20 protein-coding genes are annotated in these 23,713 nt (G+C 59.3%); 9 read left to right on the top strand and 11 right to left on the bottom strand.

The genetic code is table 11. The features are described 5' to 3' along the window. Positions 1-30 precede the first annotated feature (30 nt). On the bottom strand, positions 31-927 hold the full coding sequence (locus MRBLRC7O_RS03885; RefSeq protein WP_111820534.1) for a branched-chain amino acid ABC transporter permease: 897 nt from the start codon (positions 925-927) through the stop codon (positions 31-33). Between the two features lie 52 nt (positions 928-979). Here MRBLRC7O_RS03885 and MRBLRC7O_RS03880 point away from each other — a divergent pair, with 52 nt between their 5' ends. Together MRBLRC7O_RS03880 and MRBLRC7O_RS03875 are read left to right on the top strand one after the other, a co-directional pair. Beyond that, on the top strand, positions 980-1,540 hold the full coding sequence (locus MRBLRC7O_RS03880; RefSeq protein ID WP_003502120.1) for a CGNR zinc finger domain-containing protein: 561 nt from the start codon (positions 980-982) through the stop codon (positions 1,538-1,540). Continuing rightward, a complete protein-coding gene (locus MRBLRC7O_RS03875) occupies positions 1,537-2,049 on the top strand; it encodes a hypothetical protein (RefSeq protein WP_003502119.1) in 513 nt (170 codons plus the stop codon). The genes MRBLRC7O_RS03880 and MRBLRC7O_RS03875 overlap by 4 nt, the downstream gene beginning before the upstream one ends. A gap of 206 nt (positions 2,050-2,255) precedes the next feature. Here MRBLRC7O_RS03875 and ndk read toward each other — a convergent pair whose 3' ends face one another. Next, positions 2,256-2,678, bottom strand: a complete 423-nt coding sequence (ndk, locus tag MRBLRC7O_RS03870; RefSeq protein ID WP_003502118.1) for a nucleoside-diphosphate kinase — start codon at positions 2,676-2,678, stop codon at positions 2,256-2,258. Between the two features lie 103 nt (positions 2,679-2,781). Next, entirely contained in the window at positions 2,782-3,477 is a 696-nt protein-coding gene (locus MRBLRC7O_RS03865) for a glutathione S-transferase family protein (RefSeq protein ID WP_026363455.1), read from the bottom strand. Positions 3,478-3,714: 237 nt separating this feature from the next. Here MRBLRC7O_RS03865 and MRBLRC7O_RS03860 point away from each other — a divergent pair, with 237 nt between their 5' ends. Continuing rightward, positions 3,715-4,761 carry a GGDEF domain-containing protein gene (locus tag MRBLRC7O_RS03860; RefSeq protein ID WP_003502111.1) on the top strand — a complete coding sequence of 349 codons (1,047 nt, stop codon included), beginning with the start codon at positions 3,715-3,717 and terminating at the stop codon, positions 4,759-4,761. A 69-nt stretch (positions 4,762-4,830) separates the two neighbouring features. Further along, complete coding sequence (locus MRBLRC7O_RS03855) at positions 4,831-6,714, top strand: ABC-F family ATP-binding cassette domain-containing protein (protein WP_003502110.1); 1,884 nt, start codon at positions 4,831-4,833, stop codon at positions 6,712-6,714. Between the two features lie 59 nt (positions 6,715-6,773). Here the strand turns inward: MRBLRC7O_RS03855 and MRBLRC7O_RS03850 are convergent, their stop codons facing one another. The 5 genes from MRBLRC7O_RS03850 to MRBLRC7O_RS03830 form a co-directional block, all read right to left on the bottom strand. Further along, positions 6,774-7,256, bottom strand: a complete 483-nt coding sequence (locus tag MRBLRC7O_RS03850; protein WP_003502109.1) for a GlcG/HbpS family heme-binding protein — start codon at positions 7,254-7,256, stop codon at positions 6,774-6,776. A gap of 88 nt (positions 7,257-7,344) precedes the next feature. Then, positions 7,345-7,953, bottom strand: a complete 609-nt coding sequence (locus tag MRBLRC7O_RS03845; RefSeq protein ID WP_003502108.1) for a response regulator transcription factor — start codon at positions 7,951-7,953, stop codon at positions 7,345-7,347. Then, the gene (locus MRBLRC7O_RS03840; protein ID WP_003502107.1) at positions 7,950-9,656 is read right to left on the bottom strand and encodes a sensor histidine kinase; all 1,707 of its coding nucleotides are present in this window, start codon (positions 9,654-9,656) and stop codon (positions 7,950-7,952) included. The genes MRBLRC7O_RS03845 and MRBLRC7O_RS03840 overlap by 4 nt, the downstream gene beginning before the upstream one ends. 119 nt (positions 9,657-9,775) lie before the next feature. Further along, a complete protein-coding gene (locus MRBLRC7O_RS03835) occupies positions 9,776-11,716 on the bottom strand; it encodes an EAL domain-containing protein (RefSeq protein ID WP_031234577.1) in 1,941 nt (646 codons plus the stop codon). Positions 11,717-11,828: 112 nt separating this feature from the next. Continuing rightward, a complete protein-coding gene (locus MRBLRC7O_RS03830) occupies positions 11,829-13,016 on the bottom strand; it encodes a GGDEF domain-containing protein (protein WP_003502105.1) in 1,188 nt (395 codons plus the stop codon). A 338-nt stretch (positions 13,017-13,354) separates the two neighbouring features. On the opposite strand from MRBLRC7O_RS03830, the gene MRBLRC7O_RS03825 reads away from it, so the two are divergent. Continuing rightward, positions 13,355-14,281 (top strand): Gfo/Idh/MocA family protein, encoded by a 927-nt coding sequence (locus MRBLRC7O_RS03825; protein ID WP_003502104.1) that lies wholly within the window; start codon positions 13,355-13,357, stop codon positions 14,279-14,281. Between the two features lie 31 nt (positions 14,282-14,312). Here the strand turns inward: MRBLRC7O_RS03825 and MRBLRC7O_RS03820 are convergent, their stop codons facing one another. From MRBLRC7O_RS03820 to MRBLRC7O_RS03810, 3 genes are all read right to left on the bottom strand, one after another. Then, positions 14,313-15,341 carry a sensor domain-containing diguanylate cyclase gene (locus MRBLRC7O_RS03820; RefSeq protein WP_080866565.1) on the bottom strand — a complete coding sequence of 343 codons (1,029 nt, stop codon included), beginning with the start codon at positions 15,339-15,341 and terminating at the stop codon, positions 14,313-14,315. 196 nt (positions 15,342-15,537) lie between these two features. After that, complete coding sequence (locus tag MRBLRC7O_RS03815) at positions 15,538-15,987, bottom strand: DNA polymerase III subunit chi (RefSeq protein ID WP_003502102.1); 450 nt, start codon at positions 15,985-15,987, stop codon at positions 15,538-15,540. A 25-nt stretch (positions 15,988-16,012) separates the two neighbouring features. After that, positions 16,013-17,506 carry a leucyl aminopeptidase gene (locus MRBLRC7O_RS03810; protein WP_003502100.1) on the bottom strand — a complete coding sequence of 498 codons (1,494 nt, stop codon included), beginning with the start codon at positions 17,504-17,506 and terminating at the stop codon, positions 16,013-16,015. Positions 17,507-17,804: 298 nt separating this feature from the next. On the opposite strand from MRBLRC7O_RS03810, the gene MRBLRC7O_RS03805 reads away from it, so the two are divergent. The 4 genes from MRBLRC7O_RS03805 (at position 17,805) to MRBLRC7O_RS03790 (ending at position 23,689) form a co-directional block, all read left to right on the top strand. Continuing rightward, complete coding sequence (locus MRBLRC7O_RS03805) at positions 17,805-18,974, top strand: LptF/LptG family permease (protein ID WP_003502098.1); 1,170 nt, start codon at positions 17,805-17,807, stop codon at positions 18,972-18,974. Beyond that, positions 18,971-20,059: an LPS export ABC transporter permease LptG gene (gene lptG, locus MRBLRC7O_RS03800; protein ID WP_003502097.1), complete on the top strand. Its 1,089-nt coding sequence runs from the start codon at positions 18,971-18,973 to the stop codon at positions 20,057-20,059. Before MRBLRC7O_RS03805 ends, lptG begins: the two co-directional genes overlap by 4 nt. Further along, a complete protein-coding gene (locus tag MRBLRC7O_RS03795; RefSeq protein ID WP_060726131.1) occupies positions 20,060-22,441 on the top strand; it encodes an LPS-assembly protein LptD in 2,382 nt (793 codons plus the stop codon). Between the two features lie 297 nt (positions 22,442-22,738). Next, complete coding sequence (locus MRBLRC7O_RS03790) at positions 22,739-23,689, top strand: SurA N-terminal domain-containing protein (RefSeq protein ID WP_367727302.1); 951 nt, start codon at positions 22,739-22,741, stop codon at positions 23,687-23,689. The last annotated feature ends 24 nt before the right edge of the window (positions 23,690-23,713 follow it).

The raw sequence follows: 23,713 nt of genomic DNA, 5'->3' as shown, positions 1-23,713 counted from the left end.
ACAACCGACGTCCACTTTTCCGGAGATGCTCTAGGGCGCTTCAACCCTGCTGCGCATGATGATCAGCCAGCCGACCAGCATCGCCAGAACCGCTGCATCGCGCCAGGCGGCCGGGCCGTAACCGACCCAGAAAGTTTCCGCAAAACCAACGGCGGCGGCCCCAAGGCCGCAGATGAGCGGGCTGGCATAACCGCCCGCCGCTGAAATCAGCACCACCTTCAGTCCAAAGACCAGACCGGCCCCGAAATCCATAGTGCCGTAATAAAAAGTGGCCAGCACACCGGCGATGGCGGCGACGAGGCCCGCCGCGCAATAGGACAGCAGAAATATCCTGCCCGCATTCACCCCGCATAAAGCGGCGGCAAAAGCATCGTCCGACACCGCCTTCCAACGCCTGCCGAAAGCGGAAAGGCTGAGATAAAACGACCCCGCGAGAATGAGCAGGCAGAACGCCGCCGTGTTCAGCATCTGCATCGGTGTCAGGGTTACGGCAAATCCCCCGTCGGCCCAGAAACGCACCGGTTCAGACAGAAGCGGCGGCAGCCATAATTGCCTTGTGTCGGCGACCAGCCTCGCGCTTTCGGTCAACGCTATCAACACACCGACTGAGGCGACGGTCACCGCATTGGGAGAGGCTTTCGCCAGCGGCCGCATCACCGCCCTGCCGACAAAACCCGCCGCCCATAACCCACCGAACAGACCCGCGCCTGCCCCGAGCGCAAGTGTTGCCGGCAGAACCAGCCACAGCCGGTTCCAGCCGAAATCGGCAAACAGCAGGCAGGTCTGACCGGCAAAGGCGAATATGGCGCCATAGGTGACATCGGCGCGTCTGGTGACCGAAAAGGCGATGGCATAGCCAAAGGCCAGAACCGCATAAAGCGAGGCGACCGGCACGGCATTCAGCAATTGTTGCAGGAAATAGGCCAAGCGCGTCCTCCCGCCATTATTATAACTGTTAAAACCTGTTTTGACAGTTATAATGTGCGATATGACCTTTCGCTGGACAGAACATCGTTTCGCAGGCGGCGCATTGGCACTGGATGTCGCCAATAGCGTGATCCTGCGCTCGGAGGCGGCAAAATCAGTCGACCGTTTTGCTGTGCCGGCGCAGATCGCTGCCTTTGCCGAAGCGGCGACAAGGCTCGGTGCGGAGCGCCACAGGTTTCCCACGCTCATCGCGCCCGAAGCGGAAAGGCGGCCGATTTTTCTCGAGCTTCGTGAAGCTGCCGATGATTACTTCCGCACGTTCGTCACTGGCGGCGATGATGGCGACGGCAAACTGGCCGGGCTTCTCTTCGCCTGCGGCACGGCGCTGCGGACGTTTCCGCTTGCCGAAAGCCTCGGCAATGCCACCGCCCATTCCGCCCTCTCGCTACTTGCGGACGAGACACAGGAACGGCTGCGCATCTGCGGCAATTGCGGCTGGCTGTTTATCGACCGCAGCAAGAACAGAAGCCGCATCTGGTGCGATATGGCTGTGTGCGGCAACCGGCAGAAAGCCAGCCGGCACTATCACCGGAAAAAGGAGGCGCAGACATGAAAGGAATCGCCCTTCCATTGCTGGCGATTGCAGGGATGCTCGCCCTTTCCGGCTGCCAGCGGGACGAACCGCGTGAGGTGGCGAAGATCTCCGGCCGGATGTTTGTGTTTAACTACCGCGTGGCCATCGCCACCTATCTGGTGACCCTTCAGCGTATCGCCCCCATTCGTGACGGCAGCACCATCGAGGCGACGTTCGAAAACCCTCGCGGTGGTCCAGACCTCACCAGCCGCGAGAAGATTTTTCCGAAAGACGAAAAGATCACGGTTCAGAGCCCACCGGTGGAGTGCGTGAAGCAGGACCGGCCCTATAAGGTCACCATCCATATCAAAGGGCCGGAAGGCGACATTCTCCAGAGCATCGAAACCACGATCCGTTCCGACACCGACCAGTCACTTCTGCCCGCCAAGCCGCTGGTGGTCGGCCCGCTTTATACGCCCAATCCCGAGGTGTTCAAACCGGATGGCACGACGGATATGCGGCCGGTTCAGGATTGTCCGGCGTCGTAGGGACTGACGGAATGAATGACGTGAAGGCGTCCCATCCCTCATTCCTGTGCTCGTCACAGGAATGAGGAAGGTGGGAATGGCTGCAGCCTAACCCTTTACCCCTATCAAAACAAAAAAACGGAGCCTTTCGGCTCCGTTTCCTCGAGTCTTTTCAGCAGCTTCACGCAATCGCCTGCAACAGCGATTCAAGCCGTTGAGATTTTGAATCAGCCGACGATTTCGGTTTCGGCGAACCAGTAGGCGATTTCCTGTGCAGCGGTTTCCGGAGCATCGGAACCGTGAACGGAGTTTTCACCGATGGAGAGCGCGAAGCTCTTGCGGATGGTGCCTTCCGCAGCCTGGGCCGGGTTGGTGGCGCCCATGATTTCGCGGTTCTTGAGGATGGCGTTTTCGCCTTCCAGAACCTGAACGATGGTCGGGCCGGAGGTCATGCCTTCAACGAGTTCGCCGAAGAAGGGACGCTCTTTGTGAACGGCGTAGAAGCCTTCGGCTTCGCGCTTGCTCATCCAGACGCGCTTGGAGGCGACGATGCGCAGACCGTTGTCTTCAAATACCTTGGTGATCGCGCCCGTGAGGTTACGCTTGGTTGCGTCCGGCTTGATCATCGAAAATGTGCGTTCAATCGCCATGTGTCCGTTTCCTTTTCCTTCAGAGAAAGTGGGCGGTCTTTACCCGCCCAAAGGCCCGAAAACAAGGGGGATCAACGAGATTGCGACTGTCACCGCAGACATTTCACGCCGCTGTCACACTGCGGCCTCTCGCATCATAGAGATCGAGGCAGCCTTCGAACCAGTCCCGCACCGGATCGTTATCGGCAAACAGATCCAGCCCAGTGGTGATCCGCGCCCATTGCAGCGCGCCGAACACGATGTAATCCGCAAAGAGCGGCGACGTACCGCCGATGAAAGGCTGGAAGCTCAGCATACGCCGGATCGGTGCGAGCAATGCCGGAAATGCTGCGATCTCCGCCTCGCGGTTCGCCACCACGTCCTCGAGCGGACGGCCGAGCGCTTTCGTGCGGCTATCGCGGAAATAATGGCGATCCGGCTCATCCAGCATATTGTGGATATCGAGCACGGCAATGCGGACGATGGCGGGGTGAAGCACCGTCTGCGACCAGCTTTCGACGAAACGGGCCATGGCCTTGCCACCCTCGCCGTTAAACAGCGACGGGCGCTCCGGGTAAGTCTCGTCAAGGTAAAGGGCAATTTCGAAACTGTCGCTCACCAGTTCGTCACCATCGCGCAGGATGGGCACGGTCTTCGAAAAACCATCCTCTACCGTGGGGATCACCGTGAAGGGTAAAGGCCGCTCCTCGAAATCCAGACCCTTATGCGCCAGCGAAAGCACGGTTTTCCAGCAATGGGGAGAAAATGGCCGGGAAGTGTCGCTTCCGCATAGCGAATAGAGCGTTCTGGAAGTCGTCATGGGCTGCCCCTCTTCTGCAACATCGATGAAGCGATATAAAAACGGTCTCTGCCCGAAATCAAATCAGGATTTGTCATATTATCGATCAAGGCGCGCCAACGCGGAATCATACCTCGTGACGGCAAAATTCCCTTCTGGATTTATTCTATTTTAAACCGTTGCTTGTAAGAATAGCGCCGTTCAACAATCGGTTATCGCCGGTCTACTCATAATAATCCATTGGTATTGGGGCTGTCAGTGACGACATCGGCGGGCGATAAAAAACGCGAGCATGCAAGAAGTGCACTTGTCGTTACCAAAATCACGCAGTTCATCGCCAAGATGAACATTGCGCCTTTGCCGCGCAATTACGAATTGATCTATGAAATATTGTCTGGACACAACCCGGCCATGGGCCGCGACATTCTCGCGCTCGGCAACGCGCCGCAGCAGCATGAAATCGACCTCATCGGCCAGCGGCACAATCTGCCCGGTTTTTCGCGGATCGAGGCGGAACAGATGGCAAGCGAAGCCTTCGAGACACTGACGCAGATTTCCGTGCGACTGGATGCGAGCCTTCACCGCACTGAAACCTTCATGAGCAGCCTTGAGCAGGACGAGGATGGCGAGCCGCCCGCAATGGAGCGTTTCGTCGAGTTGCTGGGTGATATTCGCGAGGAACAGACGAGCCTTCGGCATTTCATCGCCATGGGGCTGGTGAAAATCCGCGAGGTTGAAAGGAACCGCGCAGAGCTTCAGGCCGCCTCGCTGCGCGATGCGCTGACGGCATTGCCAAACCGAGCCGCCTTTCTCGAAAAGCTTGGCGCTCTTTTCGCGAAGGACCGGGCTGCATCCGCCACCTCGCTGGTGCTGCTGGATATCGACCATTTCCGGGAAATCAACGGAAAATATGGCTCCGCCGCCGGCAACAAGGCGTTGCGACGTCTCGCCGCCCTGTTTCGCAAGACCATCAAGAAGGACGATTTCGTCGCCCGTATTGGTGGCGATGAATTTGCCTTTCTGTTTGCCGGCGTGCCGCAGAACACGGCCGAGGCCATTGCCGAGCGGCTGCGGCAGAGCGTGGAGGCATTGCGCTTCGCGACCACTGGCGGCGACGGCGAACATCTGACGGTTTCGATCGGCGTCGCGGAAGTGGATGGCACCGCCACGCCGGCCGAGTTTTTCGGCCATGCGGAACTCGCCCTTCTCTCGGCCCGCTGCGGCGCGCGCAACTGCGTCGTCGGCTATTCGCGGGAGGTGTCGCAGCACAGCCGCAGCAGCTATCTGGCGCAACTCGGCTCTTGAGACAGCATTCTCCCATTGTGTGGCGCGGGCGCTCTTGCCTTGGCCAGACAGTTCGGCCAAAACGGCGCCATGATTACGATTACCGATCTTTCCGCCCGCATCGCCGGGCGTCTGCTTCTTGACCACGCCAGCGTGACGCTTCCCGCCGGCGTGAAGGCGGGCCTTGTTGGCCGCAACGGCGCCGGCAAATCCACCCTGTTTCGGGTCATCACCGGCGATTTCTCCGCGGAAAGCGGTTCGGTGACGATCCCGAAGATGGCGCGCATCGGCCAGGTCGCGCAGGAAGCGCCGGGAACGGAAGAATCGCTGATTTCCATCGTGCTTTCCGCCGACAAGGAACGCAGCGCACTTCTGGCCGAGGCGGAAACCGCAACCGATCCGCATCGTATCGCGGAAATCCAGATGCGGCTTGTCGACATCGACGCCCATTCGGCGGAAGCGCGCGCCTCCAGCATTCTTGCCGGTCTCGGTTTCGATCACGAGGCGCAGCTTCGCCCCGCCTCCTCCTTCTCCGGCGGCTGGCGCATGCGCGTGGCGCTTGCGTCGGTACTGTTTGCCGAACCCGACCTGCTGCTGCTCGACGAGCCGACCAACTATCTCGACCTCGAAGGCACGCTCTGGCTGGAAGATTACATCAGGCGTTATCCGCATACCGTCATCATCATCAGCCATGACCGCGATCTCCTGAACAATGCCGTCAATTCCATCGTGCATCTGGACCAGAAGAAGCTGACCTTCTATCGCGGCGGTTACGACCAGTTCGAGCGGCAGAAGGCCGAGGCCGACGAATTGCAGATGAAGGCGAAGGTAAAGAACGACGCCGCACGCAAGCACCTGCAAAGCTTCATCGACCGTTTCCGCGCCAAGGCGACAAAAGCACGGCAGGCGCAGAGCCGCATCAAGGCGCTGGAGCGCATGGGCACCGTCGCCGCCGTGATCGAGGATCACGTCCAGCCGATCACCTTCCCCGAGCCGGAAAAGCAGCCGGCCTCGCCCATCGTCGCCATCAATGGTGGTGCTGTGGGTTACGAGCCGGGAAAATCCATCCTGAAGCAGCTCAATCTGCGGATCGACAATGACGATCGCATCGCGCTGCTCGGCTCGAACGGCAACGGCAAATCGACCTTTGCGAAATTCATCTCCGGCCGTCTTGCGCCGCAGGCGGGCGATCTTCGTGTCGCGCCCGGCATGAAGATCGGCTTCTTCGCGCAGCACCAGCTCGATGACCTCGTGCCGGATGAAACCCCGGTCGAGCATGTGCGCAAGTTGATGCCGCTGGCGCCCGAAGCGCAGGTGCGCTCCCGCGTGGCCCAGATGGGACTTGCGACGGAAAAGATGGCGACGGCGGCGAAGGATCTGTCCGGTGGCGAGAAAGCTCGCCTGCTGATGGGGCTTGCGGCCTTCCATGCGCCGAACCTGCTGATCCTCGACGAACCGACCAACCACCTCGACATCGACAGCCGCCGCGCGCTGATCGAGGCGCTGAATGATTATAGCGGTGCGGTCATCCTCATTTCGCACGACCGCCACCTCATCGAGGCGACGGTGGACAGGCTGTGGCTGGTCGCCGACGGCACGGTCAAGACCTTCGAAGGCGACATGGAGGAATATCGCGATCTCGTCGTTTCCTCCGGCAGGAAGAAGGAAGACAAGACCGAGGCCGCTGCCGATCAGGCGTCGAAGGCGGATCAGCGCAAGGCCAACGCAGAAAAGCGCGCCCAGCTTGCGCCGCTCAAGAAAAAGATTAACGAAATCGAGTCCCTGACGGCAAAGCTTGAGAAACTGATTCAGTCGCTCGACACCGAACTGGCTGACCCGGCGCTATACGAAAAAGCCCCTGCCAAGGCCGCGCAGAAAGTCAAAGAGCGTGGCGAAGCCGCTTCCAGGCTTTCGGATGCGGAGGAGCAATGGCTGATGCTTTCCAGTGAATACGAGGATGCGATGGCGGGTTGATGCGCGACAGCGCAGAGCCGGCGGCCTCTTGCGAAGCCGCCGTATCGCATTGACGCAGTTTACTTCGCGCCGATCGTGTTGAGACCTTCACGGGCGCATTCGGCATCGATCGCGCCCGATGGCGCGCCGCCGACACCGATACCGCCGACCAGGGCGTCGCCGATCTTGATCGGCAGGCCGCCGGCCTGGATGACCATGCGCTCATCCATGTTGCGAAGGCCATCATTGGCGGGCTTGGAGGCGATGAATTCCGCGATCTCGCCAATATCACGGCCGAGCGATGCGGCGGCAAAGGCCTTGCCGGTTGCGCTGGAGACCGTGTGTGGACCGGAGCCATCCGCCTTCAGCACAATCTTGGTAGCACCATCGCGGGCGACGATGGCAACGGTGACGGCGCTGCCCTTGGCGGAGCAAGCCTGAAGCGCTGCCTTGGCTGCCTTTTCCGCCATTTCGAGCGGCAGATAGGGCGCGGTCGGCAGCGTCTGCGCCAATGCGGCCGAAGGAGCGATCAGGGCGGAAGCGATGAGAAGGGTGCGGATCATGGAAAGTCCTCTTGCTTGATGAGGACTGCAGCTTAAGCGGATGGCGCTCGGCCGCGAATCCGTAAGACTTGCCGGCTGCTCGGTAGTTCTACCGATCCGCACCGGCTTCCAGCCAGAGCCTTGTCATTTCCGCCTGCGAGGTGGTGCCGAGCTTGAGGCCGATGGCGGCACGATGGCTGTCCACCGTGCGCGGCGACAGGCCAAGCCCGTCGGCGATCTGGCGTGTGGTAAACCCAAGTGCGATGCGTTCGAGTATTTCCCGCTCCCGCGCGGTCAGCAGCGATAAAAGCGCCATATTCTCCGCCTGCAGTGCCTTTGCATCGAGCGTGCGGGTCAATATCCGATGCGCCTTCTGGATCGCGTCGATGAGATCCTGCTCATCCACGGGCTTGGAGAGAAAATCCACCGCGCCGTTGTGAAAGGCCCGGCGGCAGGCTTCGATATTGCCGTGACCGGAAATGATGATGACAGGCCAGTCGATCCCCTCTTCCGTCAGCTTCTCCTGCAGCTTCAATCCGGTGATAGCAGGCATGCGGATATCGAAGATGAGGCAGCCCGGTTCGAGCCCGGATAGCTGGCCGAGAAATACCACCGGATCGGCAAAGCCCTTCGCCTTGATGCCGACGGTGGACAGGAGCAATATCAGCGCCTTGCGCACGGCGTCATCGTCATCGACGAGATAGACGGGCAGCGTCATGGGTTCTGTGCCTCCGCTGTGACCGGGAGGACAACGCGGAAAAGCGCGCCATTCTCACTCTCGACATAAAGGATTTCACCGCCGGCGCGCTCCACCAGCCGCTGGCTGAGAGCAAGTCCCAGACCCATGCCGTTCGTTTTCGTGGTGGCGAAAGGCGTAAACAGCCGGTCGCGCAGGCCCGGTGCGACGCCGGGGCCGTTATCGGCAACCTCGAGAACGGCGAAATCACCGCTCCGGCTCAATCTGGCGGTGATGGCGCGCCTGCCTTCAATGGCAGTGAGCGCATCAAGCGCGTTGCGCAGCAGATTGAACATGACCTGTTCTATTTCAACGGGATCGACCCGCACCAAAAGCGGAGCATCGGGCATCGCGATGTCGATGCTGGCCTCATGGCGGGCCGCTTCGCCGGCAAGCAGCGCATCGACATTGCGCAGAGCCGCGCGCAGATCATGCGCCGCCACCGGCTTGCGGTGCGGCAGCGACCAGTTGCGAAACCGGTCGAGCATATTGGCGGCGCATCGCGCCTGATCGATCATATCGTCGAGAGCACCGGAAAGGGCCGTGACATCCTGACGGGCAAGCAGCCGCCGTCCGGCCTGCGCCTGTGCCAATATCGCCGTCAGAGGCTGGGTCAGCTCATGGGCAAGACCGCTTGCCATTTCTCCGAGTGCATTGACCCGCGAAGCATGGGTGAGCCTCGCCTCCATGCCGCTCAGTTCGGCCCGTCTTTCGGCGGCGCGCATGCGCGTCCTCTGTCTTGCCATGACAGTGCCGAGCAGGAAAACGATGCTCGCGCCGGCCATGCCCGCCAACAGGGCGCGGCCGGGTAAAAGATCGCGCCAGGTGATCGAGAGCGCGACTTCGAGCATAAGCGGCTGGGTAGCGCTGCTCAGTTGCCGGACATATTGCGGTGCTTCCGGTAGCGAGGGCGGGCCGAACAGGACTGTACCGTCAGGCATTTTGAGGCGGATCACCGCCTGTTTCGCCGACCAGAACGGAGCATCGGACGCCAGCAGCCGCGCGGCATCGACGGCAAGCACCAGCGCTTTCGAGGCGGTCTCGTTATTGGGGCTGCGCTTGACGATCATGTAATGGCCGGGCCTGAGACCGCTCGCCACCAGGGCGGGCCGGCCGGTAAAGACCGATGCCGCCTTGCGGATCGCCGCTGCCAGCTCGTTTTCCAGCGATCGGGTGCCTATGACAGGCCCCGCCTCACTGAGGGAAACCAGCTGAACCTCATCGATGCGCGGGTAAAATTGCAGAATGGGCGCGGCGACATCGAGCAGCAGGCCGTAATCCGCCCCCTGCTCCGCCTGCGCCACCGCCGAAAGCGCCGTCACATGGGCATCATGCTGATCGGCCCGGCGGGATGCCTCTGCCTGCAACGCGTCGCTCTCTCGCCCCAGCTCGCCGAGCAGGCTGACATATTGATAAGCCGCCAAAGCGGAAATAACGGCCGCCATGAACAGTGCCCAGACCAGAAACAACCTGAGAAAAGGCCATCCTAAAAGCGGCTGCGGATTGTCCGCCGTAGGCCGGTCGCCTGATACGGCATGGGCGGCCGCGCGAAGCGAGCGGCCGGCGCCACCCTCGCCCTTGGCCGATTCATTCGGCAAGTGCTGAGCCGGCTTTCCGGGCATGTCGTTCCATGCGTCATTGTTTTCAAGCATCGGCTCGCCCGCATGACCTTTAAAAAGGATCATGACATTCGTTCATCAAAGGAGTTTCTCAGCACAGACCGGGAAAACATTCAATGCAGCAGTCGCCGAATTCCCTTTGATGGCCATTGGCCGCAGCAAGGGCCCCGATCGGTCTCCACGCGTCAGGCGCACGCCCTGCGAGGCTGCAGCCGGGCGAGCGGCACGGCGGGGGAGTAAAGATAACCCTGTCCGAAGCGTATGCCCATCTGCATGAGAAGCCGGCTCTGCTCCTCCGTTTCGATGCCTTCCGTTACCAGCTTTGCGCCGTAGCGCTCGGCGCTCTCGAAAGCGAGTGCGATGGCCTCCCTGAACCGCGATTGGTCGAGCCTCGACGTCATCCAGTGATCGATCTTGACCTCTTCGAAAGGGAACCGCGCCAGCAAAGTAAGCGCGGCATAACCGGTGCCGAAATCATCGAGCGCCAGCCGGACGCCTGCGGCGACCAGCGCATCGAAATTCTGCTGCACGACATCAGTGGTCGGTATCCTGCTCATCTCCGTCACTTCGATCGAGAGGCGATGCGTCGGCACTGCCATTTCGCGTAGAAGCGTCACGACCCGGTCTCCGAAACGCGCAGTCGCAAAAGACGACGCGGAAATATTCACGGCCAGATGAAAATCCGCGTCAAGGCCGTGCAGGTCACGAAGGTCGCGCACGACGGCTTCGATCGTCGACCATTCGAATTCCACCAGCAGCCGATGGCGTTCGGCGATCTCCAGTACATAATAAGGCGAAAGCGCCTGTCCGTGTGCATCGACCGCGCGCAGCAGCGCTTCAGCGCCGATCATGCGGCGATCACGCATTTCGAATTTCGGCTGATAACAAATGGGCGGTCTGCCGGATTTAACCCAGTTGACCAGCATCTGCCGCACCGCCTCGTCCCGTGTCGCTTTCTCGGCAAAGGAGAAAGGGAAAATCTGCACCGGATGATCGCTTCCCTTCAGCGCCAGACTGAGGTGCCTGAGGAAGGAGGCGACATTTTGCCGGGAAAGCTGGTCCAGATTTGCCGCACCGATTTTGAGATGCGGAACCGGCCCCGCCTCCGCCGAGCGGCAAAACGTGCTCAACCCATCATGCAGATGCATCATGAGTTTCGCACTTTCCGACTTCTCCAGCGAAACCCCCTGCATGACGACTGCAAGTGTCGTATCGCCGAACATGAAGCTGCAGGGCGTGCTGGACCTGCACAGCAGACCGTCTTCGGTATCGCAGATTTCCCGCGCCAGCCTGGGCCAGAAAAGATCGCTCCAGTCCTCGCCCTCGCAGGCGGCGACATCGGCAATATTGATAATTTCGATGAGAATGAGAGCATGCGGAACGGCCGGCTCCTGCCGCATCGTTGTTTCTATGTGGTCTTTGAGGGCACGCCTGTTGGGCAGGCCGGTCAATGAATCGGTCCGCGCCGCAACGTCGCGCTTCTTTGCCTCGTCCCGCGCCCGCGCCTCGCTGCGCAGAAGGATGAACAGGCAGACGATCATCGGCAGACCGACGGCGACCGCGCCGAGGGTTCGGCGGCCGACTGCACTCAAAAACAGCGCCTGATCGACCAGACCAAGCGCGAATGAGGCCGCGATGGCAAGCAGCACGGCAATGAACCTGACCGCAAAGACGGTGAGGATATCCCGAATTCCAAGGTCGGCGAGACGGCGCTTGCGCATCCAGCCATACATGATGATGCCGCAGGCCGAAATGACGACCATGTCCTGCAGGGCCGCAAAAAACAGCACGGGACCACCGAACACAAAACGCCCGGCCGCCACGAGGAAGAGGCTGATCAGTCCGCCCTGCCAGGAGCCGAGCACCCCGGCGAGAAACAGCAGGTCGGAGCGGATATAAGGTTTGGAAGGCAGCTTGATGAATTCGGAAACCAGCAGCGTCAGCAGAAAGCCCGTCATTCCGAACACGATGCCATAATAGATTTTATAGCGGGGGTCCTCGAGGGCGATATTTCGCCGCAGGAGGATCAACACGGACACCATGCCAACGACGGCGGCCGCCTGAAGCAGGAGGAATGGAAGTTCGGCAGCGGATGCTGCCGCTTGTGAGGCGATCAATTCCATCATCTGCATTCCCCGGTTATTATGTGTTCTGGGGCCGGATTTCCGGCACATGGCCTTCACAGATCCCGCTTCGCGCAGGACACAACTTATAACACATCGCCTAGCCTTCAGTGCCCTATGCCGACATTGCGGCTTCGACGCCGTAAAGTTCCGCTGGCCCGACAATCGTTCCCATATGCCCCGAGGCCAGCACCAGCCGGTCGCGGCCCTGGCGCTTCGCCTCGTAAAGCGCCATGTCGGCCCGGTTGACCATCTCGTATATGATCTCCCTGCCGTCACCGGAAACCGCAATGCCGAGGCTGACGGTGACGATTTCCCGCCCGTCGGGGCGGTTGAGATGGGGTATGGCCTCGTCGATCACAGCCAATCTCAGTCTTTCACCGATGGCGAGTGCAGCGGAAACAACGCAATTGTCGAGCAGAACCACAAATTCCTCGCCACCATAACGCGCGACGAAACTTCTGTCGCCATCGTCCCTGCGCAGGGCGCTGCGCAGCCTGCCGGCGATCCTGCGCAGGCAATCATCGCCGGCCACATGGCCTTCTGAGTCATTGTAGTTCTTGAAATAATCGACATCGAGAAGGATGAGCGCCCGCGGCCTGCCGTTGCCGCCCGAAGCCTCGTTCGCCGCCTCGTCAAAGCTGCGGCGATTGCGGATGCCGGTGAGCTGGTCGGTATTGGAAAGCTGCTGAAGCTCGTGATTTGCGTTTTGAATCCGCTGCAGCAACGTCTTCTCGCGCAGCGACGCCAGATAGTCCCGTCTTTCCACCTGCTCGATACGATAGGCCGCAAACAGTGAGACGGCGCTGATTCCGACGGAACACATGATCGCGGGGAGCTTGGCCACCTCGCTCGTCACGGTGACATATTCCATGCCGATGATGAAAACCGCCATGCAGCCGACCGTGCCCATGACCGCAAGCGGAAACGGTTTGCGATGTATCGTATTCATATAGAGGACGACGGTGACGATCCCCATGTAATATTCGCTGGCCGATGACGTCTGCGCATTGGCATAGATGAACATGATCGAGGCGACGACCATCATGCAGCCCAGCCCGTGAAGCACCTCATGCACCACCGCATCCGGCCGCACACTGATCGCATAATAGCGCGCGGGAAAATAAAGAAACAGAAGCGGCGTGATGATAAACAGGCGGACTGTAAGATCCAGCCAGATGATCTCCGGCACCAGACTTATGTCCACAAGCACGTAGAGATTGTAGAGGGTGACGCCGAAAATCAATCCATATGTATTGAATTGCCGGCTGTTTTCGTTGACTTTCTGAACGAAGCCAGACAAACGGTCATCTCTAAGTAAAACCAACACACACCTGCTATTCAGAAAATCTATTCAAGTGAAATATAAAATTACCGCTAACATCCATGGAATATACCTGAAAAAATCAACATTAAAACCGCTGACTGATAAAAAAATAACACTAAAAACTCAAAATAATATTTTTTAATCTCAAATATTACACAACAAAAGAATGCCCATACCGAAAAATTGTTATGAAGTTACAACTTGAAAAAAGACGCGCCGGACGGAAACGATCACCTTGCTCCTTCGAGCGTTTCTGTTAAAAACTTGTAAAAATCACACTTTATCCCATGCAGCACTCACACGGGTTCCACTTCATGTCAGCCACCAAGCTTGCCATCGTCGGCGTCGGCAAAATCGTTCGTGACCAGCATCTTCCCGCCATCGCAGGTAATCCGGATTTTGAATTGATCTGCACCGCGAGCCGTCATGGCACGGTGGACGGCGTCGCTTCCTATGGCACCATCGAGGCCATGCTGGAGGCTGTGCCTGCTATCGATGCGGTATCGCTGTGCATGCCGCCGCAATATCGTTACGAGGCCGCCTATGCGGCGCTGAATGCCGGCAAGCACGTCTTTCTCGAAAAGCCGCCCGGCGCCACTCTTTCGGAAGTGCAGGATCTCGTGCGGCTTGCGGATTCAAAGGGCCTGTCGCTGTTTGCAAGCTGGCATTCGCGTTATGCGCCGGCGGTCGAGGCTGCGAAGGCGTTTCTGGCCTCGACGAAGATCGACAGCGTTCATGTCATCTGGAAAGAGGATGTGCGCCACTGGCATCCCAACCAGGCCTGGATTTGGCAGGCGGGCGGTCTCGGCGTGTTCGATCCCGGCATCAACGCGCTTTCGATCATCACACATATCCTGCCGCACGCGCTGTTCCTGACCAAGGCGACGCTCGAATTCCCGGAAAACCGCGACGCGCCGATCGCCGCCGACCTGCATTTTTCCGACGTGACGCAAACGCCCGTCCATGCGGAATTCGACTGGCGCCAAACCGGCAAGCAGAGCTGGGATATCGTCGCCGAGACGGCAGCGGGACGAATGGTGCTTTCGGAGGGGGGCGCGAAGCTCTCGATCAACGGCGAAGAAAAACTGTCCGAGCCGGAGCGGGAATATCCGGCCCTTTACGAGCGTTTCTCCGAGATCATCAAGGCAGGCCGCTCCGACGTCGATCTCGCGCCACTGACCCACGTGGCCGACGCCTTCCTGCTCGGCCGCCACAAATTCGTGGATTCCTTCTACGACTGAGAAGCGGAAACGCTTCCCGAAGGACAATGCCTTAGAGGGCGCGGCTGACGAAACGGTCGCGCCCTGATTTTTTGGCCTGATACAGCGCTTCGTCGACGCTCTGCAGCAGCGTCGCGCGGTCTGCTCCCGCCTGCGGGGCCAGTGCGCCGCCTATGCTGAGGCGGGCGCCCACCTCGTTCCCATTGACATCAAAAGGTTTGCGGAAGGCGGCAAGCAACTGGTCCGCCAATCCGTTCAGCACCTCGGAGGCGCTCGGCCGGGGCATGAAAATCGCGAATTCGTCGCCGCCCATACGCACGACGATATCCTCGCTGCGGACCGTTTTGCGAATGCGCCCCGCAGCTTCGGTCAGAACTCGGTCTCCCGCCGGGTGGCCGAACGTATCGTTGATGGTCTTGAAACCATCAAGATCGAGATAGAGGACACCGAAGGCCTCGTTTGCACCGAGGGCCGCGCCGAGCTGGCTATCGACGATCGCCTCCAGAGCCTTGCGATTATAAAAACCGGTCAGCGGATCGGTCATCGCCGCGTCGCGCAGCTCGCGTTCGGCAAGACTCATGGTGAAATTGGCTTTCTGGAGCCGCAGAAGCGCGGCGGCCAACAATGCAAAACGTCTTAAGCTGTCGATTTCCGTACGAGAGAATTTCCGCGGTACCGTATCGACCAGGCAGAAGGCGCCAACGACGAGGCCCGGCTCCAGCTCGATCGGCGCACCGGCATAGGAACGCAACCCGGGACCGCCCTTTACATAGGGCATGAAACGGAAATCCGGATGCTCGGTCAGATCGGAGATGGTCACCACATCCCTCTTGGTGATGACGCGGCTGCAGATCGACAGGTCACGCGAGCATTCTGAAAGCTCCATACCCGCCTGTTCCGCGATATGAAGCCAATCCTCGTCAACGATGTGGACGGCCGCCCGTGGCACGCCGAAAACGCCCTGCCCCAATTGCGACAGCACTTTCAGTTCCGGCATGTCGGCATTCTTGAAGGACATGATCGACCGCACCGCGACCAGACGCTCCATTTCCCCGTCCGGTCGTGAAATTGCCTGCCCCATGCTCATGTCCCTCTGCTGTTTCGTCCGCGGCACCCGCCTTTGACCGGATGAAAAGACCACACCATGAAAGCCGCGTCTGTTTCGCGGCTTTCCTTTCGGCGCATAATGCAAAAACCGGCAATTGACGCCACATGCGAAATTTTGCCGGTCTGTTTGCGTATGGAACCAATCGTGGGGTTACAAACCTGCTGTGCGATCAGGCCTTCTTCTGCCAGCGGCCTTCAGGGGACTGCTGCCAGTAAGTCAGAGAATGCCCCTCTGTTTTCAGCCTCTTCCAGTGATTTCGCGCCATTTCAAGCTGGTAGGCATCGTATCCGTCGAACATGAACACGATACGCTCATAGGCTTCCACCGCTGGCGGCTCTGCGCCATCAACGACAAAGCGGACACTCGCCGCGTTGGCATTTTCGTCCGACGCCGTCAGGAGAATCGGCTGACTTTGCGGTGCGGGCGAAGTATCGGTGGCGTGCGGCAGGAAGCTGTCGTCACGAAAGGTCCACAGATGTGTGTCGAGGAAATCACGGCGCTCCTCGCCCGCCGTCTGGATCGCGACCTTCCAGCCGCGCTCCAGCGATTTCTCGAGCAAAGGCGGCAACGCGTCCTCCAGCTTCGATTCCGTCAGATGGTAAAACAGAATTTCAGTCATCCGCAGACGTGCCGCCCCACTCGTTTCAATCTTCGTAATGGGCGCGAACGAGTTCGTTCAGCAGCCTGACGCCGTAGCCCGAGCCCCAGGACTGATTGATCTCGGTCAGCGGCGAACCCATTGCGGTGCCGGCGATATCGAGATGCGCCCAGGATGTTTCACCCACAAAACGCTTGAGGAACTGCGCGGCGGTGACGGAACCCGCCAGGCGGCCCGAGCTGTTCTTCATGTCGGCGAATTTGGAATCGATGATCTTGTCGTAATCCTTGCCGAGCGGCATGCGCCACAGTTTTTCGGCTGTCACGTCGCCCGCCTGCGCAAGACGCGCTGAAAGCTCGTCATCATTGGAGAAAAGGCCGGCCTGCAGATTGCCGAGCGCAACCGTGATGGCGCCCGTCAGCGTGGCGAGGTTCACCATGAATTTCGGGTTGAAGCGATCCTTGGTGTACCAGAGCGCATCGGCCAGAACCAACCGGCCTTCGGCATCGGTATTGATGATCTCGATGGTCTGGCCGGACATGGAGGTGACGATATCGCCAGGGCGCTGGGCGTTGCCGTCCGGCATGTTCTCGACAAGACCGATGACGCCGATCACATTTGCCTTGGCCTTGCGGGCTGCGAGCACATGCATCAGGCCGGTGACGGCAGCAGCGCCGCCCATGTCACCCTTCATATCCTCCATATTGAGGCCGGGCTTCAGCGAAATGCCGCCAGTATCGAAAACGACGCCCTTGCCGACAAAGGCAATCGGCTCGTCTTTCTTGTTGCCGCCGTTCCACTGCATCACCGCAAGCCGTGGCGGACGCGCTGAACCCTGCGCGACGCCGAGAAGCGCATTCATGCCAAGCTTCTTTAGCTCTTTCTCGCCGAGAACTTCCACCTCGACGCCGAGTTTGCGCAGTTCCTCCGCCTTTTCGGCGAATTCGACCGGGCCGAGAACGTTCGGCGGCAGATTGACGAGATCGCGCGCCAGAGTAACGCCGCCCGCAACCGCCTCGGACACGGTAAAGGCCTTTTCCGCTTCCTGATACGCAGCCGTGACGATGACGATACCGACCTTCTTCGGCGTCTTTTCGTCATCGGACTTTTTCTTGGTCTTGTAAGCATCGAAGCTGTAAGCGCGCAGCAGAACGCCAAGCGCGAAATCCGCAGCCGCCTGCCCGCCTGCCTCTACGCCCGGCGCATCGAGATAGATGACGACCTTGTCCGCCTTCTTGAAATTGGCGGCGGCGGTGCCGCCGGCGCGCAGCCAGTCATGGGCGATCAGCTTCGACGGCTTGCCTAGCCCGATGACGAGCAGCCGGTCGGCGGCGGAACCCTGTGGCGCGATCACGTCGAGCGTCGTCATGGACTTTGCGGAAAAGCCCGAAATCTTCGCCGCCCTCTCGATCACGCCGCCCGGGTCGGCCTCGGAAGCACCGGCGACGGCCTGCGCCTCACCCGAGGCTTGCAGCACAACGGCCAGGGCATTTTCCAGCGAGGCGGAATTGGCGAAAGAAATATCGAATTTAGCGGACATGTTTTCCTGCTCTTCTTGGACGACTTGCACGATGCGCATGATCATGGCCTTTTCGGCCCGGGGCGCAACCCCGCATTCTTTAAAGGCCTACGGTCGTTAAAGGAAAGGCATTTTTGTGGAATGCGAAATCACGTCATGAAACCGACAGCTTGTTCCACAAAAAGACACAGGCGACGGAAAAATCGTCGCGCAAAACATATTTGTGAGCATGCCGGAATAGCCAATTGCAAACGATGCGATTAGATAAGCGGAAATTCGGCGAGCGATCGCACGAAAAAACAATGTCGAACAGGGCCGTATGAAGCTTCTTGAGAACTATATCCTGCGGCGGACAACGCAGATGTTTCTGGTCGCGCTGCTGCCGGTGCTGGCCATCATCTGGACCATCCAGGTTCTCCAGAGAATCAATCTCGTGACAGATACGGGCCAGTCGATGGGTTCCTTCATGGCGCTCGCGACGATGATCCTGCCGACGCTCATTCCCGTCGTGCTGCCTTTCGCACTTGTCATCGGCATCACCCAGATCTTCACGACGATGAACAATGATTCCGAGCTTGCCATCATCGATGCGGCCGGATCGCCGCGTTCGGTGATGTATCGCCCGGTTCTCATTCTGGCCGCCGTTCTGAGCGCCCTTTCCTTCACCATCACCAATTTCATCGAGCCGCCGGCCCGCAGCTCCGCCCGGCAGATGGTGGCCGCCGCCTATGCCGACCTTCTGTCTTCGGTGATCGAGGAAAAGACCTTCCGTACCATTCAGGATGGTCTCTATGTGCAGATTGCGCAGCGGCAGGGCCGTATTCTCAAGGGCCTGTTCGTCGCCGACCGCCGCGATCCGAATTTCGACCTCATCTATTATGCCAAGGAAGGCATGATCGACGAAAGCGGCACCTCGCTGACCATGCGCGACGGCGAAGTGCAGCAGAAGACGCCCGACGGCAAGGTCTCGATCGTCAAGTTCCTGTCCTATGCCTTCGATCTTTCGACCATGTCGGAAAAGCAGGATTCGGAGCCGTCGCTTTCTCCCGGAGACGCCAGCCTCGGTTTCCTTCTCTCGCCTGACGAGAACAATGCAAGCTACAAGCGCTCGCCGGAGAATTTCCGCAGCGAGTTGCACAAGCGCCTGTCGGACTGGATGTTTGCCTTCTCCTTCGCGCTGATTTCACTGGTCATCGCCGCTGACGCCCGTTCACATCGCGAGGCGCGCATGCATCCGATGGTCGCTGCACTGGTGACGGCCTTCATACTGCGGTGGCTTGGTTTTTATGTCACCAATCAGATCAAGCAGAGCGCGGCCTTCATTCCGCTGGTCTATGCCGTTCCGGGCCTCAGCGGCGCCGCTGCCGCCTTCATTCTGCTGACCGGTCGCAAGCCGAAAATGCCGAAGGTCATCGCCGATGCGATGGGTCGTCTGCGCCGTCTCTTCTCCAGCCGGATGGCGAAAAGCTCTGGGAGCGGCAACGCATGATTTTCAACACGCTCTCCCGGTATTTCCTGAAACGCTATCTGATCACCGCCATCTGGTTCGTGCTCGGCGTGTCCTCGATCATTTACCTTGCCGATTTCAGCGAGACGGCACGGCGCATGTCCGGCCTGCCCGGCTATTCCGTTCCGGCCGCCCTTGGCCTGACGGCGCTTCGCCTGCCGCTGATCCTGCAGCAGACCGTTCCCTTCATCGCCCTCTTCGTCGGCATGACGACGCTGATCTCGCTCAACCGGCGCTACGAGCTGGTGGTGACGCGCGCTGCCGGCATTTCCGCCTGGCAATTCATCCTTCCCTTCGTGCTCGGCGCGGTTTTCATCGGCATCCTGTCCGTCATCATTCTGAACCCCATCGCGGCATGGGGCCAGAACAAGTCGCTGGCGATGGAAGCCGGTCTGCGCAATGAAGCAGGCGGCGGCCGTCAGCAGGAGATCATTCCGTGGATGCGCCAGACAAGTGGTGGCCAGGATACGATCATCGGCGCCAAGAGCTTCGAGGACAACGGAACGATGCTTCTCGATGTGGTTCTGATCCACCTCGACAAGGACGGAAACATCGTCTCGCGGCAGGATGCGAAGTCGGCTAAATTGGAAGATGGTTACTGGCTTCTTAACGGCGTTTCGGAAACACGTGCAGGACATGTGCCAGTTCGGCAAGAGAGCACGCGGATCAGTACCAATCTGAGACGGGAATTCGTCCAGGAGCGCATGACGCAGACGGAAACCGTTGCTTTCTTTGACCTTTCTCACAAGATCGAAGTTGCAAAGTCCTTTGGACTATCTTCAAAGGCGCTTGAGACGCAGTATCATTTCCTGCTATCGACGCCCCTGCTTCTGGTTGCGATGACCTTGATCGCCGCGACCGTTTCATTAAAGTTCAGCCGCTTCGCCCAGTCGCGCTCCGTGATTCTGGGTGGAATCGTTTCCGGCTTCGTGCTTTATGTAGTAACCGTGCTCGTAAGGGCATTCGGGAGTGGTGGTGTTGTCCCTCCCACCGTCGCGGTCTGGGTTCCAGTCGTCGTGGCGTTGGCTTTGGGGGCAACCATTCTGCTTCATCAGGAGGACGGCTAAGTGGCGGTATATGACCGCGGGAATATCAGGCGGCTTTGGACGGCCCTTCTGACAGGTGCCGCTGTGTGCGCGTATTTGGCATCCAGCCCGGTCGCTTTCGGCCAGGATGGTTTGCTTGCGTCGGCAAGCCAAGACGATTCGAAACTCCTGCTTACAGCAAATGAACTGACCTATAATCGCGATTCCCAGCGCGTCATCGCGAAGGGCGTCGTTCGCATGAAATATTCGGGCTACCGCATGGTGGCCCAGCAAGTGGAATATAACCAGCAGACCGGCCGCGTGATTGCCCATGGCAACATCGAGCTGATCGAGCCGGGCGGCAACAAGATCTATGCCGACGAGATGGACGTCACCGACGATTTCGGTCAGGGCTTCGTTAATGCCCTGCGCGTCGAGACCACGGACAATACCCGTATCGCGGGTGAAAGCGCCGAGCGTCTCGAAGGCGACCTGATGGTCCTCAACAACGGCGTCTACACCGCGTGTCTGCCCTGCGCCGAGCGGCCCGAAAAGGCGCCTCTGTGGCAGGTCAAGGCGGAACGCGTCGTTCAGGACGGCAAGACCCATACGATCCGGCTGGAAAAGGCCCGTCTGCAGCTTTTCGGCCATTCGATCGCCTATCTGCCGTTCCTCACGGTTCCGGACAATACAGTGAAGCGCAAATCGGGCTTCCTGTTCCCGCAGATGAGCATTACCGACAATCTCGGTTTCGGCATCGGCGTCCCCTATTTCCACGTTCTGTCCGACACCTCGGACGTGACCGTTACGCCGACCTATTACACGACGCAGGGTCTGCTGCTGCAGGCGGAACTGCGCCAGCGCTTCGAAACCGGTATGCATACGGTCACGATCGCCGGCATCAGCCAGCAGAAGTCCGATACCTTCACGGCCGGCACCAGCGATGCGCTCAACGACAATCGTGGCATGATCGCAAGCAAGGGTGATTTCTCGATCAACCCGCGCTGGGCGTTCGGCTGGGATGCCATGGTGCAGACCGACAATAACTTTTCGCGCACCTATGGGCTGAAGGGTTATAAAAACGACGTTCAGACCAACCAGATCTACCTGACCGGCGCGAGCGAGCGTAACAGCTTCGAAGCCCGTGGTTATTATTTCAACGTTCAGGACACGGACAATACCGAATCCAAGGAACGCAAGCAGGCCATCGTCCATCCGGTTGTCGACTATCGTTATTTCGTGCCGGATCCGATCTATGGCGGCGAGCTTTCGCTGACCACCAACCTGACGAGCATCACGCGCCTGAAGCAGGATGCCTACGCGCTTGGCGGCTATCCGCGCTTCAGCGGGCTTGAAGGCGACTATACGCGCCTTTCCACCGAAGCCGAGTGGAAACGCACCTTCACGATGGACAGCGGCCTGCAGATCACGCCGATCCTCGCTGCACGCGGTGACGCGCTCTGGACGGATATGTCTCCCGCGGCCTTCACCTCGGGCGGCACCTCCTATGCCTATGAGGGCATGATGAATGACGGTGCGGCTTTCCGCGGCATGGTCACCGGCGGCCTGGAAGTGCGTTATCCCTGGCTGTTCACGGCACTCAACAGCAGCCACGTGATTGAACCCATTGCGCAGATTTTCGTGCGCCCGAACGAACAATATGCCGGCCGCCTTCCAAACGAGGACGCACAGGCATTCGTATTCGACGCGACCAATCTGTTCGAACGCGACAAATTCTCCGGCTTCGACCGCATCGAAGGCGGCACGCGCGCCAATATCGGCTTCCGCTATAACGGTACCTTCGACAACGGCTACGGCGTTCGTGCCATCGCCGGCCAGTCTTTCCATCTGGCGGGCGACAATTCCTTCGCCTCCTACGATCTCGTCAATGCAGGCGCCAATTCCGGCCTCGAATCCGACCGTTCGGATTACGTCGCCATGGCTGCTTTCGATGCGCCGATCGGTCTTTCGCTGTCGTCGAGCCTGCGTCTCGACAAGGACGATCTAGACATCAACCGGTCGGAAACCGGCATCAGCTATTCGGACCGCCGCCTCACCGGCAAGCTCAGCTATACGCAGGTCAAGGCGCAGCCGAAATATGGCTATAACGAAGACCGCGATATCATTCAGGCCTCCGGTACGCTGCGTATGGACGACAATTGGTCGCTGTTTGGCTCGATCAACTACGATCTGAACGGAAAATTTGCTGCCGAGCGCCGTATCGGCATTGCCTATCAGGATGAATGCACGATCTTGACGGTCAGCTATTCCGACGAAGGCAATATCAATTCCAGCCGCCAGGCCGCCAATGACTGGTCGATCAATGCCCGTCTGGCCTTCCGGACGCTCGGCGATATCAGCATCGGTTCAGCAAACGAGGACTGGAACGACATGGATATCGGCTGGAAGCCAAACAACTACTGAGTTTAGAGGCAGGTTACGCAGCATCGTGGCCTGCCTTTTTACCATTTGGCCAGTAAAGCCACGGTTTCGCCGCAACAACACGCCAATGTCGGCCGCGCATGGAACCTATCGGGTTTTCTTTCAACAAACCGACACATTGCCGTCTTGCGGATCGCGATGATATATACGTGGCAAATTCGCGGTGCGGATGCACAGGTGCAGGTCTGAAAAGCGGGAGAGTTCAATAATCCCCTCATCAGGCAGAACAGATTGGCGGGACAGGGCAACAGGACCCTGCCCGACGAAAGGGAGAAGGATATGATGAATTTCGGAAAGACGGCTTTGCGTGGCGCTGCTTTCGCCTTTGCGATATTCGCCGTTCCCATGGCCATTGTGCCCTATGCCGGCCAGGCCTTCGCCGACAGCACCGTCAAGATTGTCGTCAACAAGACACCCATCACCAATGACGATATCGCCAAGCGCGTCGCCTTCCTGAAGCTGCAGCGCCAGTCCGGTAATCTCAATGAAAAAGCGCGTGAGCAGCTTGTCGATGAGGCGCTGAAGCGCGAGGAAATCGGCCGCGTGAAAATGTCGGTCAGCACCGACGATGTCGATGCGGCCTTCGCACGCTTTGCCGGCAACAACAAGATGACCCCGCAGCAACTGACGAAGGTGCTGTCGCACGCGGGTGTCGGCGCCGACCATTTCAAGTCCTTCATCGCCATTCAGATGAGCTGGCCGCGTCTTGTCAACGCCCGTTATGGCGCCCGCGGCAAGATGTCGACGCAGGATCTCGTGACCCGCCTGAAGGAACGCGGCGGCGACAAGCCCGTCACCACGGAATATTTCCTGCAGCAGGTCATCTTCGTCATCCCGGAATCGAAGCGTAATGCCATTACCGGCAAGCGCAAGGCCGAGGCTGAAGCCTCGCGCAAGCGTTACCCCGGCTGCGACCAGGCCATGAGCTTTGCCGCGACCATGCGCGACGTGGCGATCAAGGACCTCGGCCGCATTCTGGCCCCAGAACTTCCGGAAGACTGGAAAGCTTTGGTGGAAAAGACCAAGGAAGGCGGCACCACCGGAACGCGCGTGACCGAAAAGGGCGTCGAATATCTGGCCATCTGCAAGCAGCGTCAGGTTTCCGACGACTATGCGGCGGAAATGGTGTTCAAGTCCGAAGACCTGATGAAGGCCAAGGACGGCGAAAACCCGAACGAAAAGAAATATATGGATGAGCTGCGCAAGAAGGCGCAGATCGTCAACACCTGATATTGATACAAGAGCCGGGTCTTT

The sequence above is a fragment of the Agrobacterium radiobacter genome, from assembly GCF_040801995.1.
Taxonomy (GTDB): domain Bacteria; phylum Pseudomonadota; class Alphaproteobacteria; order Rhizobiales; family Rhizobiaceae; genus Agrobacterium; species Agrobacterium radiobacter.
This window is presented reverse-complemented; position numbering and strand designations above follow the sequence as displayed.